The organism is Pseudoflavonifractor phocaeensis (genome assembly GCF_021531815.1).
In the GTDB taxonomy this organism is placed as follows: Bacteria; Bacillota; Clostridia; order Oscillospirales; family Oscillospiraceae; genus Lawsonibacter; species Lawsonibacter phocaeensis_A.
Map to the genome: position 1 here is coordinate 57,130 of NZ_JADYUM010000006.1, position 16,203 is coordinate 73,332.

Here is a 16,203-nt window from a genome sequence, read left to right on the forward strand (position 1 = left end):
CTTTTCCTCCTTGCGAATCATTCAGATATGGTCCAGGAAAGTTGCGAAGCGGTCAGCATTCCGGACCGCGTCAAACTGTTCCCGCCAAAGCCGGAAGGCAGCGGAGCGCATGGCGCCTCTCTGCGCGGGCGTGCTTTCATACATGCTCCTGACGGCGGCAGATATCTCCTGGACTGAAGGTTCTTCGGGCAGCAGGAATCCGGTCTCCCCTGTCCGGACGATTTCCGGGATGCCGCCCACCGCTGTCGCGATGGCGGGGATCCCCATGGAAAAGGCCTCCTGGATCGAGACCGGAACGCCGCCCTCCGTGGAAGTCGTTGTGATGAACACATCCGGGCAAATACTGTGATAGAGCGCTTCCAACTGGTCGTTGACCACATACCCGTGGAAGGTCCACCGGATATCAGGATGCTCCCGGAACGCCTCCCTGCTTCTGACCCGGAGGGCGTCCAGTTCCGTTCCGTCTCCGATGTGATGCCACTCCACCCGGTAACCGGCGGGAAGTGCGGCCAGTGCGTCTATGATCAGATGGACCCGCTTCAACGGGATCGCATTGGAGCAGCTGACCAGCCGGAGCGTCCCGTCCGAGCAGGGCTGGAACTGCCCCATGGAGCGGCTGCCCAGGTAGGCTGTGATGCGCTTTTGGGGCCATCGGCTCCCCCAGCGGGAGAGAAAGTACTGCTCCCCTGCCTGAGACGCGAAAACCAGGCGGTCAGCCCGGGCAGCCACGAAATTACGAAAAGGCTGCCAACGAATGCTTGTTCGCTCCTCATATAGATCGTACCCATGAAAGCGGGTAATGACTTTAAGAGTCGGAAATTCTTTTTTCAACGAAAGCGCGGCCAGTGTACAGGGCGTGCACCAATAGGTGTAGACAACATCGATCTGGTCCTCCGCCACGATTTTCCGTATGCGGGGAAGAACCTGGGTGATGTGGTAGCTATACGAGAGGATTTCGCGGTAATACGTTTTGAAGCTGCAAGAATCCGTGTGTTTTACCGCTGAACAGACTTCCTTTAAGATGTGAAGGTTCATAAAAAGCCGAAATACACAGGTCTTTCGGGCCTCGTGGAGAGGGGAGAAAGTGTAACGTTCGATCCGCTGAAATCCCTCCGCGGGATGTACCAGAGGGGCCTTCTGGTCATAGGCCAGAAGGCTGATCTCAAATCGCTGCTTCAAAGCCTCTATTTCCGCGGAGAGGAAGCTCCTTTCGCTTTCCCCATAGGGATACCCGTTTGTTATGAGCAACAGTCGTTTTTTCATATCAATTCCTTCACTTAAAAATGACTCGACGTTGTTTTGTTTCAGCATCAGCCCTCTGTCAGTTCCTGAAAAATGGTTTCCAGCTGGCGGGCCAGACTGTCATAACGAAAGTCAGTAAACAGTTCCGGCACCGGAAGATATTCTACATGACCTGTTTCCATCTTCTGTTCATACGCCTGCCGTAGGTAATCACAAAGCTGAGGAAAATGTGTCTCTTCCCGGCAGCACTCATAGCAAAAGCCGCAGCGATATTGTTCGTTGATCTGGTACAGCTCACTGTTCGGGACATCTCCGTTGATAATGGAGAGAATAGGAGAACAGTTGCGGATTCCCTCATAGAACTTGCCTGTCATCACGCCGGTTTCATTGTGCAGGTTCCAGGATGCGACCAGAAATATATCGGACTGCGCCTGTATATCCACAACCTCATTCCGGGAGACATACCCGTGATTCACCAGGATCTGTTCCACATGATATTTTTCGGCCTGTTGCCGAACCATATCAAAAGACGGACCGGCGTAATGCAGCTTGATTCGCTCCAGCGGAAAGCCTAATTGCTGAATACTATGAAAAAGTGGTTCTAGGGTGCTTAGATTGTCGTATAACTGACCGGTATAGCAAAAGGAAAGAACATCCTGCTCTTTTTTCACTGTACTTGAAAATGCGCTTTTATCATTATAGCCATTGCGCAAAACACGAATAGGCACATTTGTCGTTTCCGTAACCAGCATGTCCGCCAGGCCCTGGGAAACCGCTGTACATAAATCGGCGCTGTTCACAGCATCCGTCTGAATGCGGGTCAACTTGCGACACTCACGAACCGATGTTAAAGCGTGATGAGCGATTGGATCTCTGAAATCTAAAATCCATTTGCAGTTAAAGAGCTTCGCGGCATAGGCACCGGCATAGACGTTTTCCAGCTCGCCGTAGGTGGAAAAGACGATGTCAAAGGACTGCCCTTTCAATGCATCTAATACCTGGCACTGCTGAGTCAGGCGCTGTTTCATTGCCTGTTGCTGCTTGGAAAATTCTATTGGCCGCATAATCTTATGATAAAATGAGGCGATAGGAAGGCGAATAGCAGAAGGCAGAAACGAAATCCGGCTTTTTCCAATGGAACTCACTTCTCGCCGAGTACCTCTTTCATACTGTTCCGCAGGGCTGTCCAACCCCATATATGAGATTACCCTCGTGCTTCCCAACTCCGCTAGCGGTAAAGCGTCATCAGCTTTCCCAATGACCAGTCCTGAACGCAAAACCGTCACTTGATGGCCAAATTGTGCGAGGTACTTTGCCAGCATATAGGGTCTCACCGCCGCAATAGCGGTATCTGGAGAAAAATAGGTGCACAGTATCAAAATATTCATAAGGTTACCCCTCGATAGTTGACTGGTTGAATGTTCTCCAAATCGGGTGCATACTTTGGAAGAACAGCATACCTATCGTCAAACAAGATGACGGCCGCCAGATAAATCCACATGCAGAGGAGATCCTGAGCATCCGCAGATGCTGTGGAGACGAAGGGAAAGATCAGCAGCGTGCAGAAATAGAGAACAGCGAGGCCCACAAGGCGGCGGTCCCGTGTTTTCAAACCGCTCCCAAAAAGCGCCCATGTCCGCTTGAGCAGCAAAAAGCCGATGACGGAAAGTGGTATCAGCACAAAGATGCCGTAATCCGCGGCGATCCGGGCAATGAAGCAGTGGATAGCCTCATAGTATCCATGTTGCTCATTTCCCGCCACATACCGCTGTCCCGCCAGCTTTTCCGTGTTTCCCAAGCCCACGCCCAGACCTTTTGATTCTTTCAAACAGTTGAATGCGTGCAGCAGCAGCCGCACCCGGACACCGCCGCTTCTGGTGTTGTTCAACTCTTTTTCTCCAGTCTCCTCGTTGATCTGGAAGAATTGCCCTTCCAACGGATCCTCCCGAGGATCACCAATATTAAGAGTTGGTTTTTCGACAGGCGTGGTAGGCTCGACAGGTTCCTGTTCCACCTGCTGACGGTATTCTTTCATCTGCGCCATGTATTGCTGAATGGGAGGCACGATGAAGCGGTACTGGTTGGCAAACTGTACACAAAAGATTAGCAGAATCGCCACTACCGGCACCCAGACGTGTTTGTGTCCTCTGCAGAGAAACCAGCCCGTGGCACCTGCCAGCAGGATACAAAAGGCTGCCTGGCACAGTCTGGCGGAGGAGGCCAACATCAAAAACCAGACAAAAGGGATGGTCAATGCGACCGTCCACAGCTGCCAGCGGGGAATGGTATCCTTCCGCCCGGCAGCCCAGAACAACAACACGATGGCACCCACAAACAGCATGGTGCCAGCGAATTCATTGCAGGTAGAGGAAACGGTGAGGGGAAACTGACAGTCCCGCATAAACAGGAGGAAATAGGTTCCTTCATCGTATTTGCTGTTAAAAATACCACCGTTGAAGATCTCATAGACACCCATCGTTGCCATAATAGCCGCTGCCGCCAGGGAGAGATACAGCGTATACCGCAGCATACGTTTATCCCGGCACAGGCGCAGCAGCAGAAAGAAGAAGCAGAGGTCAAAGCAGAGATTGAACAGTTTGCGGAAGGTGAACATGAAATCGATGGCCCGGAACAGGGACACCACGCTGTACACCAGCATAATGGCAATCAGCAGGTAGCACCATTTCTCCAAAGCGGAAGTACCCTTCCAGAAGCAGTCCTTTTCCCGGACAGACCAGACTAGGTACAGCACTGCTGTCAGCACCAGAAACACGCGGAACGGGAAGACCTCTCCCATACCCGGGACAGAGACTGACAGCATGGCGCTTCCAAAGAAGGATGTAAATACGGCAGCCAGAAAGCACAGCTTCATGCTGCCTTCTAGCTTGTCCGCTTCCCAGTCCGTGATCAGCTCTTTCATCTCTCTATTTCCCTTCTATCAATGATTGAAACAATCCGGTATAGTTGGCCGCATTTTTCTCCCAGGTCAACTCCAGGGCATCTCGACGGCCTTTTGCCGCGATGGCACCGGCAGCCTCCGGGTTTTGCAGGCACCACTCTATGACCTCCGCGATGGCCTGGGGGTCGTCCGGCGGCACCAGAAAGCCGTTTTCACCATTCACGATCAGGTCGGCGATGCCCTCTCCCTCCGTGCCTATGGTGACGCAGCCGGAGGCCATGGCCTCCAGGTAGACGACACCAAAGCCCTCGTGGACGCTGGGCATGACGAAGAAGCGGGAGCGACCCAGTTCCTCCAGCGCTTCGGAGTTTGGGAGCTGTCCGGTAAAGCGGACCGCGTCTCCCAGCCCTCCGGCGGCGCACTGCTGCTCCAGAGCTGTCCGCTCCGGGCCTTCGCCCACCAGCGTCAACGCGGCGCCAGGATGGCGTTCCCTCAGCCGCCGGAAGGCCTCCACGGTGACGCTCACCCGCTTTTGGGTGGTGAGGTGTCCTACCTGCACCACGGAGAGCGGCCGCTTTTCAGCGGAATCACAAATGTGCTCCACGGCAAAGCCGTTGAGGATCACCCGGTGGGGCGGAGACACCTCGGCCGCGTCCATGCACCGCTTGATTGCGGAGCTGACGCAGACCACCGTGTCCGCCTGATCAGCGTGGCGCTTGATGGCCGCCGGGTCATGCATCCAGGGCTCCTCGCAGCCGGTCTCACCATGGCTGGTGAACACCAGGGGGCAGCCGGTTTCCCTTTGGAGAAGGCTGCCAAGCTCCGTATTGGTACCCAGCTTGTGGGCATGAATGATATCCGGCTCAAAATCCTGCAAGACCGCCGAAAGACTGCGGCGAAGGAACCAAATGGCGCTCCGGGTGTTCAACCCTCCCTTTTCCCCATACCGGGAGAAAGAGGGATATCGAAAAAACATGTGCTCAATACCGTCTACCACCTCAGTATGGAGTAGAGGCAGGAACCGCTTTCCGTCCTGCCCCACCTTGCCCATGGGAGTGGGAACCAGAATTCTGACACGGTGCCCCGCCCGGAGGAATGCCCGCATCTGGTCGTGGACAAACAGGGCTGTGGGGACTCCAATACCCTGATAGTGATAGTGCGCAACGACAAGAATATTCATAAGCTTCCTTTCTGAAGCCGGTATCAGCAGTTCCCTGTGTTTACCGCTTCCCGGTAATACGCCTCGCTGCAAGCACATACAGCGTCCTGGCTGAACTGGGCAGCGGCTTCTCCACAGTGCGGCTGCAGCGAGTCATATTCCTTTATCACTTGTTGGATCTGGCATACGATATCCTCCGGGGACAGCGGATTTACATGATAGCCCACAAAGCCCTCGGGAAATTGCTGATCGAACCCCTGACCGGCACTGTAAATCACAGGAAGACCCTGCGTCAAAGCCTCCGCATAGACCAAGCCAAAAGACTCGGTCAAAGAAGGCAACACAAAGAGATCCGCCCGGTGGTATTCGTCAATCAGCTGTTCCTTGGGGAGCTTCTGGATCCTGCGGACAAAGTTGTGGGCGCATATCTGCCGATCCAGCGCTTCATCCTCCCCCGCCCCAACAACTGTCAGCTCCGCATCCATCCCCTGCTGTCGCAGCATCTGAACGGCCTTTGCTGTCCGCAGCTGATTTTTGCGGGCGTTCACCACCCCGACCGTCAGCAGCCGCACCGGCCCATCGTGGGAGGGGTGGCGAGCAGAGTCGGTATGCTCCGTCCAGAAAGGATCCACGGCAAAGGGCAGCAATCGAAACTTTTTTGACACGTCTTCCCGAGCAGAGGCAGGGACCATGTGGCGCAGGACAAAGGCCCGGTAGGCGTCGGAGATGAAAAACACCAGCTCTGCCTCCCGGAGAATATCCCATCCAAGCCCACGCAGATGGATCAGCCTGCGGTAAATAGTATTCACATCGGTATCCTGGACTGTGACCACATAGGGGATGCCGAACTCACGTTTTGCCCACAGGCAATGGATACCGCCGGAAAACAGAAAATACCCATGTAGGAGATCTGGACGCTGCCGCTCCACTTCCCCGCGAAGCTGCCGGTATATCTTGCGCTGTTTATTCATATACCAATAGCGGTCATAGGGATGAAAACAATGAGCCTCCAGAACGTTAGGTACCTGGTGCTGTGGATCGCGATACCGCATGGGCACAAAAAACACCGAATCCAGGCCATCCCGCAGGAAGCCTTGATGCAACGTCCGGTAGACACCGGAGTTGAAGTAATCATTGGATATGTGAAGGACCCGCATATGCGTTTCTCCTTTCCGGGAGTCCACTTTATCGGAGCTTCATTTCCCGAATCTCCCGGCAAAATCCGTGCTGGCCACATCCTGCAGCGGCAGCTTCACCGGCTTGTCGGTGGCGGCGGACTGGTAGATGGCCAAAATTATTTCCAACGCATTCCGCCCGGCCACAGCGTCCACATAGGGCTTGCGGTCGTGCTCGATGGCGTCGATAACGTCGGCGAACAGACTAGTGTGGCCGTTGCCGTAGACATTGCTGGTGGCCTCCTGAAGGCCCTTGTTCTTCTCGTCGGCCTCCCCTTCGTCGGCGAATTCCCACACGTCGATGTTGTTGGTGGAGGTGCCGCCGATCTTTACCGTGCCGGTCTCGCCGAACAGGTACAGCGTCTCCTCCAGGTTCTTGGGGTAGACGTTGGTGGTGCCCTCGATGGTGCCCACGGCGCCGTTTTTGAACTTCACCACCGCCATGCCGATGTCCTCGCACTCCAGGTAATCGTGGAACTGCTGCTTGGTAACGCCGTAGACCTCGTCCACCTCGTCGCCCATCATCCAGCGCAGCAGGTCGATACCGTGGATGCACTGGTTCATCAGACAGCCGCCGTCCTGAACCCAGGTGCCCCGCCAAGGAGCCTGGTCATAATAACCCTTGTTGCGGTTCCAGCGGACGTGGATGGAGCCATGGGACAGCTTGCCGAACCGACCCGCCTCCAGAGCCCGGCGGGTCTCCTGAACCGCGATGTTGAAGCGGTTCTGATGGCAGGCAGAAACCTTGACGCCCTTCTCCTCACCACGGCGGATGATTTCCTCCGCATCGGCGATGCTCATAGCCATGGGCTTTTCAATGATGATGTTCACCCCGGCGTCGATGCAGTCCAAGGCGATCCGGGCGTGAAGGCCGCTCTCCGTGGCGATGCTGATGAGCTGGATGCCCGGGTTTTCCGCTAGCATGGTTCTGTAATCCGTGTAGCGGGCGATGGACGCATCCTTTTCCAGGCCGTGCTTGGCCAGCAGGGTCTCCATGGCCTCCGGCAACACATCGCAGACAGCCACGATGTGCAGATGGTTGTTCAGCGCCGCCTTGATGTGGTTGACGGCGATACGGCCGCAGCCGATGAGCGCGTAGTTCATTTACAGCACCTCGATATTCTCCCGGTCAGTGATATTTTTGCAGACGTTCTTGCAGTCGAACACCGGCACGCCACAGGAAACCACCATGGGGTAATCCACTTTGGTATGGGCGGTGGTGATGCAGACCAGGTCGTACTGCTTTACCGCCTCGGCGGTCAAGGCGGGAATACCCTCGTACCACTTGCCCTTCTCCCGGTACTTGGGGATGAAGGGGTCGTAGAAGTCCACCTCCGCACCGGTCTTATGGAATTCTTCGATGACACGGATGGCGGGGCTTTCCCGGTAGTCATCGATGTCCTGCTTGTAGGCGACGCCCAGCACCAGAACCTTGGAGCCGTTCAGCGCCTTCTTGTGGCGGTTCAGGATCTTGCCTGCCCGTTCCACGGTGTACTCCGGCATCCGGTCATTGACCATCATAGATGCCTCAATCATGCTGGTGTGGAAGCCGAACTCCCGGGCCTTCCAGCTCAGGTAGTAGGGGTCTAGGGGGATGCAGTGGCCGCCCAGGCCGGGGCCGGGATAGAAAGCCTGGAAGCCGTAGGGCTTCGTCTTGGCGGCATCCACCACTTCCCAGATATTGATGCCCATTTTATTGCACAGAATAGCCAGTTCATTGACCAATCCGATATTAATATTACGGTAGGTGTTCTCCAGAATCTTCTCCATCTCCGCCACGGCAGGAGAGGACACAGTGTGAACCTCGCCCTCCAGAATAGCCCGGTAGACCATGGCAATTACTTCCGTAGCGTCTGCGCCGATGGCGCCCACGGTCTTGGGGGTGTTGCTGGTCTTGTAGATGAGGTTGCCCGGATCCACCCGCTCTGGAGAAAAACCCAGGTAAAAATCCTTGCCACATTTAAGTCCGCTACCCTCTTCCAAGACCGGTTTAAGCAATTCCTCAGTAGTACCGGGATAAGTAGTAGATTCCAGCACTACTACAGTTCCACGAGTAAGATGCTGTGCAATCGCTTTTGCGGAAGAACTCACGTAACTGATGTCCGGCTGCTGGTGCTTGTCCAGGGGCGTAGGCACGCAGATGGCGATAAAGTCTACGTCCTTCACAAAGCTGAAATCCGTGGTGGCGGACAGCATACCGTTGGCCACCAACTCCTCCAGGTCGGCATTCACCACGTCGCCGATGTAGTTCTTGCCGGCGTTGACCATGTCTACTTTTTCCTTCTGAACGTCGAATCCGATGGTCTTAAAGCCGTGCTTGGCCTTGTCCACCGCCAGAGGCAAACCCACATAGCCCAGGCCGCAGACGCCCATGGTCAGGGTCTTGTTTTGGATCTTTTTGATCAGTTCTTCTTTGATTCCCATTTATGTTTCCTCCACATTCCCGTTGGGCGATTTTTGATAAGTCCTTCCGCAGGCGGCACAAATCGCCTGATCGTTTTCAAAATTCATGCGCGCCCCGCATTCACAGACATAGCCTGCAATCCTGGCCGGTACGCCCAGCATCATAGCATGATTGGGAACATTGTCCGCAACCACAGCGCCGGCCCCGATCAGCGCCCAGCGTCCCACAGTGTGACCGCAGACGATGGTGGCGTTGGCGCCGATGGACGCACCCTCACGAATGAGGGTCTTTTTATAACCCGCGCTGCCCTTCGGATACTTGGAGCGGGGCGTCAGGTCGTTGGTGAACACACAGCTGGGACCGCAGAAGACATAGTCCTCCAGCTCCACGCCCTCATAGAGAGAGACGTTGTTCTGGAGCTTGCAGCCGTCGCCGATCTTTACATGATTGCTGATGTTCACGTTTTGCCCCAGAGAGCAGCGTTTACCGATGCGGGCACCCTTCTGGATGTGGCAGAAGTGCCAGATCTTGGTGCCCTCTCCGATCTCTACGTCCTCGTCCACATAGCTGGACTCATGTACAAAGTAGTTCTTTTCCATCACAGCGCCTCCAGAACTGCGTCAATAACCGTCTGCTGCTCTGATTCTTCCAGATAGGGGTGCATAGGCAGGGAGAAGGTCCGGGCGCAGTAGTCGTTGGCGTTTGCGAACACCTCGCCATAGGTGGGTTCGTCCTTGAATACCGGCAGGCCGTGCTGGGGGGTGGGATAGTAGACCATGTTGGGGATGTTTTTCTCTTTCAGGTGGGCGATGATCCGGTCCCGGGTTTCCGTATCCTTGGCCAGCACCGCATACTGGGCCCAGGTGGAAACGCAGCCGTCCGCCACAAAGGGCGTCTGCAACTTTCCGGCAAAAGCGGTGTTATACCGCCCCACCACGGTTTGCCGGGCGTCGATCTCATAATCGTCCAAGGCTTTCAGCTTGGGCAGCAGCACAGCGGCCTGGATGGTATCCAGCCGGGAGTTCATGCCGACACGGATGTTGTCGTACTTACCGCCGGGGCCCTTGCCGTGGACGCAGAGGGAGCGGATGAGAGCGTCCATTTCATCGTCGTCGGTGAAGATGGCGCCGCCGTCGCCGTAGCAGCCCAAAGGCTTGGCCGGGAAGAAGGAAGTCGTTGCGATATGCCCGAAGGCGCAGGCCCGCTTGCCCTTGTAGGAAGCGCCGAAACTCTGGGCAGCGTCCTCGATGAGGAACAGGCCGTACTTCTCGCAGATGGGGACGATAGCGTCGTAATCGCAGGGGTTGCCTAGGATGTCCACGGCGACTACGGCTTTGGGGGTCAGCTTGCCTTCTGCCAGAACGGCCTGAATCTGGCGTTCCAGACTCTCGGGGCAGAGGCTGTAGGTGTCCGGGGTGATGTCGCAGAACACGGAGGCCGCGCCGAACATCTTGGCCGGCTCCGTGGAGGAGATGAAAGTCATGTCCGGGCAAAACACGGCGTCCCCCTCCCCTACTCCCGCCACCATATAGGCGATCTGCAGGGCGTCGGTGCCGTTGGCGCAAGTGACGCAGTGCTTGCGGCTAACAAACGCGGCCAACTGTGTTTCCAGTTCCTTCACCTGGGGGCCACCGATAAACTGGGCGGAGTCCAGGACTGTCTGGATGTTGGCGTCGATGTCGGTTTTCAGCGCCCGATACTGTGCCTTTAAGTCGATGAATTGCATATCCTTTTTTCTCCTTCAATTGGAAATCCGTTTTTTATTAAAAATCTTTTTCAGGATTCCCCAGAACAGATTGTAAACTGTCAACAGCACTGACACCACCGGAGATTTCCCCAATGCCTTTCGATATAAAATGTAATGGTGCTTAATCAGTTTCAGCTTGCTACCACTGGAAATAGACCCTTCTCTTTTCCGGTAGCAGGACAAGCTCTCTGGAAGGCGGTAGCAATCCGCTTTTTCAATCACTTTGAACCACATGGCGTAATCATTGTTCTTCTTGATATCCGCGATCTGGATCAGCCCAATGGCCTCACGGTCATACATGACCGTGATTGTTGAAAAATAACAATACCGGTATAGCATCCGCTTAGTGATGTGGGAGGGCGCTGTATAGATATAAGGTGACTCCGTCCCATCCGGCAGTGTGATCCGATAATCAGTACAGGTAAACTGATAGCCATGCTCCTCCATAAATCGGATCTGCTTCTCCAGCTTTTCCGGTTCCCAGAGATCATCACTATCTAAAAACGCAATCCATTTCCCTCTTGCTTCCCGCAACGCATAATTTCGGGAAACGGCGGCACCGCTGTTTTTTGCGTTTTTCAGATACCTGATTCGTGAATCGCCAAAGGATGCAACGACTGCTTCAGTGTTATCTGTGGAACAGTCGTCCACGATAATCATTTCCCATTCCTGATACGTCTGTGCCAGAACGGATCGAATCGTATCCCCGATATACGCCGCTGTATTATAGGACGGCGTAATGATGGAAACCAATCCACTCATTTTGCTTTTATCCTTTCTTTCACGATTTCAGATAAATCACGGTTTTCCCCTACTGTGTCTGAACCAATTCCCCAGCCTCGCTCAACCTCTGGCAGTAATCATTCTGGTCAATAGCGCCAACGCGTAGCAGGTAGTCTCCGTAATCCTCCGCGGTGGCCATGCCCTCCGCGGAAACATCCTCCCTGATGAACAGGCATCGAATCGTCAGCAGGATGATCTTCAGATCCTCCGAAAAACTGAGCTTCTCTAGGTACTCCAGATCGTACCTGAGCTTATCCTCCCAGCGAATAGCATTCCGCCCATTGACCTGAGCCCAGCCAGTCAGCCCGGGTCGGATCGTATGACGGCGGCGCTGCTCTGGGGTCATGAACACCATGTCCCGTACCAGCTGGGGCCGGGGACCGACGATGGACATATCACCTTTCAGGATGTTCCACAGCTCCGGTAGCTCATCCAAACTAGTGGCCCGCAGTTTCTCACCTAAGGGAGTCAGCCGCACCGCATCCGGAAGCAAATTGCCGTATTCGTCCCGCTCATCCGTCATGGAGCGGAACTTATACATTTTAAAAATCTTTTCATCCTTACCGGGTCGCATCTGACAAAAAATCACCGGACTGCCCAGTTTAAGGCGCACCAGGATGGCCACCACTAGCAGCACTGGGGACAGCACGACCAATGCGCAGGCGGAGAGGACAATGTCAAAAAAGCGTTTAAAAAAATGACGATACATTATGTAAAGAGTCCTTTAATAACAGAGATGATACGTTCCATATCCTCGGGAGTGTTCTTGATGTCGCTGGGCAAGCACAATCCCCGGGCGAAGATGTCCTCGCCCACGCGGTCGCCCACGGTGATGAAGTCGTTGGCGGCGTACAGGGGCTGGAGGTGCATGGGCTTCCAGATGGGCCGGGCCTCGATGTTCTCCGCCTCCAGGGCCAGCCGCACCTGCTCCGGCGTCACCGGGCAGCCCGGGTCGATGGTCATGCAGCTGAGCCAGAAGTTGGGCCGGCTGCAATCCAGATAGGGGTTCATCTTCACCGGCAGGCCCGCCAGGCCCGCCTCGTATGTGCGGTAGATGTCCTCCTTCAGCTGCCGGTGCTCGTCCAGGTGCAGCAGCTGCCCCCGGCCGATACCCGCCACGATGTTGCTCATGCGGTAGTTATAGCCGATCTCCTTATGCTCGTACCAGGGGAAGGGCTCCCGGGCCTGGGTGGCCCAGAACCGGGCCTTGGCCACGGCGGCCTCGTCGTCGCTGAGGAGCATACCGCCTCCGGATGTGGTGATGATCTTGTTGCCGTTGAAGGAAATGGCATTATATTGTCCGAAAGTGCCGGTTTGTTGTCCTTTATAGGTGGCAGACAGGCTCTCGGCGGCATCCTCGATCATGACGGCACCATGATCGTCGCAGATGGCGCGCAGCTCGTCCAACTTGGCCGGGGTGCCGTACAGGTTGGCCACCACCACGCATTTGCAGTCCGGGTACTTGGCAAAGGCCTTTTCCAGGGCACGGGGGTCCATGTTCCAGGTCTCCCGCTCGCTCTCGATGAACACCTGCTCGCCGCCCTCGTAGCGCACCGGGTTGACGGTGGCGGAGAAGGTCAGATCGGAACAGAACACCTTGTCCCCCGGCTTCACCCCCGCCAGCTTGACAGCCAGATGCAGGGCAGCGGTCCCGGCGGTCAGGGCTGCGGCGTGGCCTACGCCGATGTAAGCCGCCATCTCCTTTTCAAACTCGTTGACGTTCTTGCCAAGAGGCGCCACCCAGTTGGTGTCAAAGGCCTCCTTGATAAACACCTGCTCTTCCCCATGCATGGTGGGAGAAGACAAAAAAATCCGTTTATCCATACGTACATACTCCTTCCTGTCTATGTTCCAAGATAACAACGGAGCATATTTTTATTTTAAAATTCTCGTATACAGAATTATATTCCGAACGTCCAAGTCTCATAAAAATCGGCCCTGGCAATTCCGCCAGCTTTCCAAATCATGGTGCGGCAAAATTGCCAGGGGGCATATAAACTCAAGGAGCGGTACTCTCCGATGCTTCAACGCTCAAGGACGTCAGCAGCAGATACGCTTCCTCACCAGAGGTGCCATTTTCCTCGATGGAGTCCACCGCATCCAGGAAGGCCTGGTTTTCCTCCGACAGCTGGATCTCTTCCAGCCGCCCCTGGCTGTACTCAGTCAGATAATCTCTCAGCGCGAGCACACCATCCACAAAAGCATCCATATGCTCCGAACCGGCGGCAGGCAGCACCTCACCGCGGTAGAAATCCAGCTGCAGATTCCATGCATCCTTGGCCGACGCCTCCTGTGCGATCCCTTCCCGTGAACAGGCGAACAGTTCCTCGTAATCGCCCAACGGCAGATAATAATATTTCGCCAGACCGGAACAAGCGGTGTAGGTCCCGGAAGACCTCAGCGCTTTCACATATTTCTCCATGTTGGCATTGTAGCTGCTGTCATCCAGCAAGACAGCGTTGGCCACATAGTTGAGCTGATACTGCTCATGGTCGAAAACATCCCAGCTGGTATAATTCTCCATGGTGTGCATCAACTCATTGGCGCTGCCGGGCTCAAAATCAGCCGCCGCCTGCTGGATCATACGGTGGCTGGCAAGGAGTCCGCCGAACACCGCCAGATAACCCCAAATCACCCCTGCAGTCACCAGGCCGCACAGCTTGACGGTTTTTTCCGCCAAGGGCTTCCCGTAAAGCACCACAGGCAGGAGCAGAAGCGGATAGGCGAAACATTGAAACGCCCAAACGGAGAAATTGATTTCCATCAGGCTGTGGGCGTTGATCATGACCCAGCCGGCCAGGAGCATCGCGGCCAGACTCCGCTGTTCCTCCCGTAGCTGGCGCACGATCAGCCACAGCCCTCCCACCATCAATGCCAGGAAGGACAGCAGCCCCAGCAGGCCCATATCAGACATGACCTGCAGGATATGGTTGTGGACATAGAGGGACTCATAGAAGAACGGCTGGACAGAGGTGTACAGCCCCTCCGTGGAACCCAAACCATGACCCAGTATGGGGTTCTGGGTAAAGAGTGTCCAGGCGTCCTTCATATACTGAACTCGCAGCAGGTAGCTGTGTCCATGGAACATCCCTTCCTGTAGCCGGTATGCGATCATCTCCGGTATCCACTTGTAGGTCAAGGGAATGCTGGTCCCATTGGACAGGGAAACCGAGCGCAGCACATCGCCCGAGTTTCCGGTAAATCTAAAAAATACGCTGACAGCACCCTCCGGGACCTCAAAACTGGCATCCTTCAGTAGGCCGCGGTAGAGGGTAGTTTCCCGGTTCATCAGAGCTTCCTCGTCGCTCCGGCTGTAGATCAGCACATCGGTGGTATCTTCTCCGTCCCAATCACCTGTGACCGTATACTCTCCCGCATCCAGGGGCAGGGAGCGGTAGAGGTAGGAACCGTCCTCAAAGACATAGGGCTCTGTCATCTGCATCGCCCCAAAACCCAGTCCGCAGAATGCCAGGACCAACACGCCGCAGGCCGCCGCCACCGCCTTGCCGTGGCCGGCCAGCTTACCCGCGAGCCGCTGGCCCGCGCCCCAGTCCAGAAGGAAGGTCAGTCCTCCGCAGAGAAAGGCCATCATCCCGGGCAGCAAGGATCCCTCTGTCATATTCAGCATTGCCACCGAGCCGGTGATGACCACAGACACGCCCAAAGACAGCATCAGGGCAAACAGCGAAAGCCGCTCCTTGGAACCCACAGCGGCCAGATAGACCAGCGCCGCCAGCCCAAAGCACAAGATCGCACCGCGGCTCATGGCGATCATAAAGCCCACGGCAGAAACGCCCATCAGCAGGGACGCCGCCGCCTTGCGCTTGCTGTCCCGCTCCGTATGGACCAAATAGAGGTTCAGCAGGATGGCTGTGCCCAGGAGGGCGCCGGTGATGTTGGCGTCTTTAAAAATTCCGTTGGCGCGAATGCCCTGGCTGCCTTCCAGAACGCCGAAATAATCCACACCCCAGGCATACATCCATGAGGCAAACAGGTCAAACAACTTCCGAAAACTGCTCAGATCGATACACAGCAGGGAGATGACCGCCGCGACAACGGCGAACCCCCACAGGAGTCCCCGGACGTGCTTTTTGTCAAAGCGGGCCAGCAGGATCACCGTCATGGCAAAGGCCGCGATAAACTTATCGTATTCGTTGACGGCATAATCGCCAAAGTCAGAATAAATGGCTGCCAGGCCGTTCATCAGGGCAAAGGCCAGCAGACCGATCACCGGGATGCAGAAGCGGCCCCTGAACCGCTTCAGAGGGCCCTTGCCGATGGACAATACCAGCGCCAGGGCCGTTAAAACCAGCGCCATGGTACCGGTCTGGACCGTCATGGCCAGGAACAGAAGGACCGAGTAGGCCGCGATCCAAATCTGGTCTTGTTTTGTGATCGGTTCCGCGGCAGGGACCTGGGAGGCCGGCACAGACTGTGCCGCCGTTTGGACGTCCGGCCGGAACCGGGATTTCTTTCCGCTCACAGTGAGTTCCTCCAGTAGTACCGGGGCCTATAGCGCCCCATTTTAGTGCAATTATTATATAGCAAGCACTCCAGTATTTCAACCCAAAAATTCTTCATTTTTATTCAAGAAATGTCACTCTTCCCCCGTTTTTTCTGTCAAAACAGCTCCTGTTTTTGTCAGAAAAGGAAACGTTCCCTGTCTTTTTCCCAGATTGCCCGCCGGAGGGGCGATTCCGACTTTCTATCCCCCTCGAAAACCCGGGCCGCCGTCCGCCGCCATTTTGTGCGGCGCCACAGACGTGGTTTCCATCGATTGACTTGGAGGGAGCT

General features: G+C 55.5%; 13 protein-coding genes. All 13 read right to left on the bottom strand.

All coding sequences use genetic code 11. From position 1 onward, the window contains the following. Positions 1–21: 21 nt before the first annotated feature. The 13 genes from I6E42_RS05210 to I6E42_RS05270 all read right to left on the bottom strand — a co-directional run bounded on the left by I6E42_RS05210 (position 22) and on the right by I6E42_RS05270 (position 15,892). Positions 22–1,179: a glycosyltransferase gene (locus tag I6E42_RS05210; RefSeq protein ID WP_235370875.1), complete on the bottom strand. Its 1,158-nt coding sequence runs from the start codon at positions 1,177–1,179 to the stop codon at positions 22–24. 131 nt (positions 1,180–1,310) lie between these two features. After that, positions 1,311–2,630: a glycosyltransferase family protein gene (locus I6E42_RS05215; protein ID WP_235370876.1), complete on the bottom strand. Its 1,320-nt coding sequence runs from the start codon at positions 2,628–2,630 to the stop codon at positions 1,311–1,313. Then, positions 2,627–4,162 (bottom strand): hypothetical protein, encoded by a 1,536-nt coding sequence (locus I6E42_RS05220; protein ID WP_235370877.1) that lies wholly within the window; start codon positions 4,160–4,162, stop codon positions 2,627–2,629. The genes I6E42_RS05215 and I6E42_RS05220 overlap by 4 nt, the downstream gene beginning before the upstream one ends. 4 nt (positions 4,163–4,166) lie before the next feature. Further along, complete coding sequence (locus I6E42_RS05225) at positions 4,167–5,321, bottom strand: glycosyltransferase (RefSeq protein ID WP_235370878.1); 1,155 nt, start codon at positions 5,319–5,321, stop codon at positions 4,167–4,169. Positions 5,322–5,344: 23 nt separating this feature from the next. Continuing rightward, on the bottom strand, positions 5,345–6,457 hold the full coding sequence (locus tag I6E42_RS05230) for a glycosyltransferase family 4 protein (protein WP_235370879.1): 1,113 nt from the start codon (positions 6,455–6,457) through the stop codon (positions 5,345–5,347). A gap of 39 nt (positions 6,458–6,496) precedes the next feature. Beyond that, positions 6,497–7,579 carry a Gfo/Idh/MocA family protein gene (locus I6E42_RS05235; RefSeq protein ID WP_235370880.1) on the bottom strand — a complete coding sequence of 361 codons (1,083 nt, stop codon included), beginning with the start codon at positions 7,577–7,579 and terminating at the stop codon, positions 6,497–6,499. Continuing rightward, positions 7,580–8,899 carry a nucleotide sugar dehydrogenase gene (locus tag I6E42_RS05240; protein ID WP_268841890.1) on the bottom strand — a complete coding sequence of 440 codons (1,320 nt, stop codon included), beginning with the start codon at positions 8,897–8,899 and terminating at the stop codon, positions 7,580–7,582. Further along, positions 8,900–9,478 carry an acyltransferase gene (locus I6E42_RS05245; RefSeq protein ID WP_235370881.1) on the bottom strand — a complete coding sequence of 193 codons (579 nt, stop codon included), beginning with the start codon at positions 9,476–9,478 and terminating at the stop codon, positions 8,900–8,902. After that, a complete protein-coding gene (locus I6E42_RS05250) occupies positions 9,478–10,605 on the bottom strand; it encodes a DegT/DnrJ/EryC1/StrS family aminotransferase (protein ID WP_235370882.1) in 1,128 nt (375 codons plus the stop codon). The genes I6E42_RS05245 and I6E42_RS05250 overlap by 1 nt, the downstream gene beginning before the upstream one ends. 15 nt (positions 10,606–10,620) lie before the next feature. Next, positions 10,621–11,388, bottom strand: coding sequence for a glycosyltransferase family 2 protein (locus I6E42_RS05255; protein WP_235370883.1), 768 nt, complete (start codon positions 11,386–11,388; stop codon positions 10,621–10,623). 49 nt (positions 11,389–11,437) lie between these two features. Beyond that, positions 11,438–12,118 carry a sugar transferase gene (locus I6E42_RS05260; protein WP_235370884.1) on the bottom strand — a complete coding sequence of 227 codons (681 nt, stop codon included), beginning with the start codon at positions 12,116–12,118 and terminating at the stop codon, positions 11,438–11,440. Further along, a complete protein-coding gene (locus I6E42_RS05265) occupies positions 12,118–13,233 on the bottom strand; it encodes a DegT/DnrJ/EryC1/StrS family aminotransferase (protein WP_235370885.1) in 1,116 nt (371 codons plus the stop codon). The genes I6E42_RS05260 and I6E42_RS05265 overlap by 1 nt, the downstream gene beginning before the upstream one ends. A gap of 175 nt (positions 13,234–13,408) precedes the next feature. Further along, complete coding sequence (locus I6E42_RS05270; protein ID WP_235370886.1) at positions 13,409–15,892, bottom strand: O-antigen ligase family protein; 2,484 nt, start codon at positions 15,890–15,892, stop codon at positions 13,409–13,411. Positions 15,893–16,203 lie beyond the last annotated feature (311 nt).

Excerpts from the sequence above, each read along its gene's own strand:
- I6E42_RS05215 (WP_235370876.1), bottom strand. The coding sequence starts at position 2,630 with ATGAATATTTTGATACTGTGCACCTATTTTTCTCCAGATACCGCTATT.
- I6E42_RS05220 (WP_235370877.1), bottom strand. The coding sequence starts at position 4,162 with ATGAAAGAGCTGATCACGGACTGGGAAGCGGACAAGCTAGAAGGCAGC.
- I6E42_RS05225 (WP_235370878.1), bottom strand. The coding sequence starts at position 5,321 with ATGAATATTCTTGTCGTTGCGCACTATCACTATCAGGGTATTGGAGTC.
- I6E42_RS05230 (WP_235370879.1), bottom strand. The coding sequence starts at position 6,457 with ATGCGGGTCCTTCACATATCCAATGATTACTTCAACTCCGGTGTCTAC.
- I6E42_RS05235 (WP_235370880.1), bottom strand. The coding sequence starts at position 7,579 with ATGAACTACGCGCTCATCGGCTGCGGCCGTATCGCCGTCAACCACATC.
- I6E42_RS05240 (WP_268841890.1), bottom strand. The coding sequence starts at position 8,899 with ATGGGAATCAAAGAAGAACTGATCAAAAAGATCCAAAACAAGACCCTG.
- I6E42_RS05245 (WP_235370881.1), bottom strand. The coding sequence starts at position 9,478 with ATGGAAAAGAACTACTTTGTACATGAGTCCAGCTATGTGGACGAGGAC.
- I6E42_RS05250 (WP_235370882.1), bottom strand. The coding sequence starts at position 10,605 with ATGCAATTCATCGACTTAAAGGCACAGTATCGGGCGCTGAAAACCGAC.
- I6E42_RS05255 (WP_235370883.1), bottom strand. The coding sequence starts at position 11,388 with ATGAGTGGATTGGTTTCCATCATTACGCCGTCCTATAATACAGCGGCG.
- I6E42_RS05260 (WP_235370884.1), bottom strand. The coding sequence starts at position 12,118 with ATGTATCGTCATTTTTTTAAACGCTTTTTTGACATTGTCCTCTCCGCC.
- I6E42_RS05265 (WP_235370885.1), bottom strand. The coding sequence starts at position 13,233 with ATGGATAAACGGATTTTTTTGTCTTCTCCCACCATGCATGGGGAAGAG.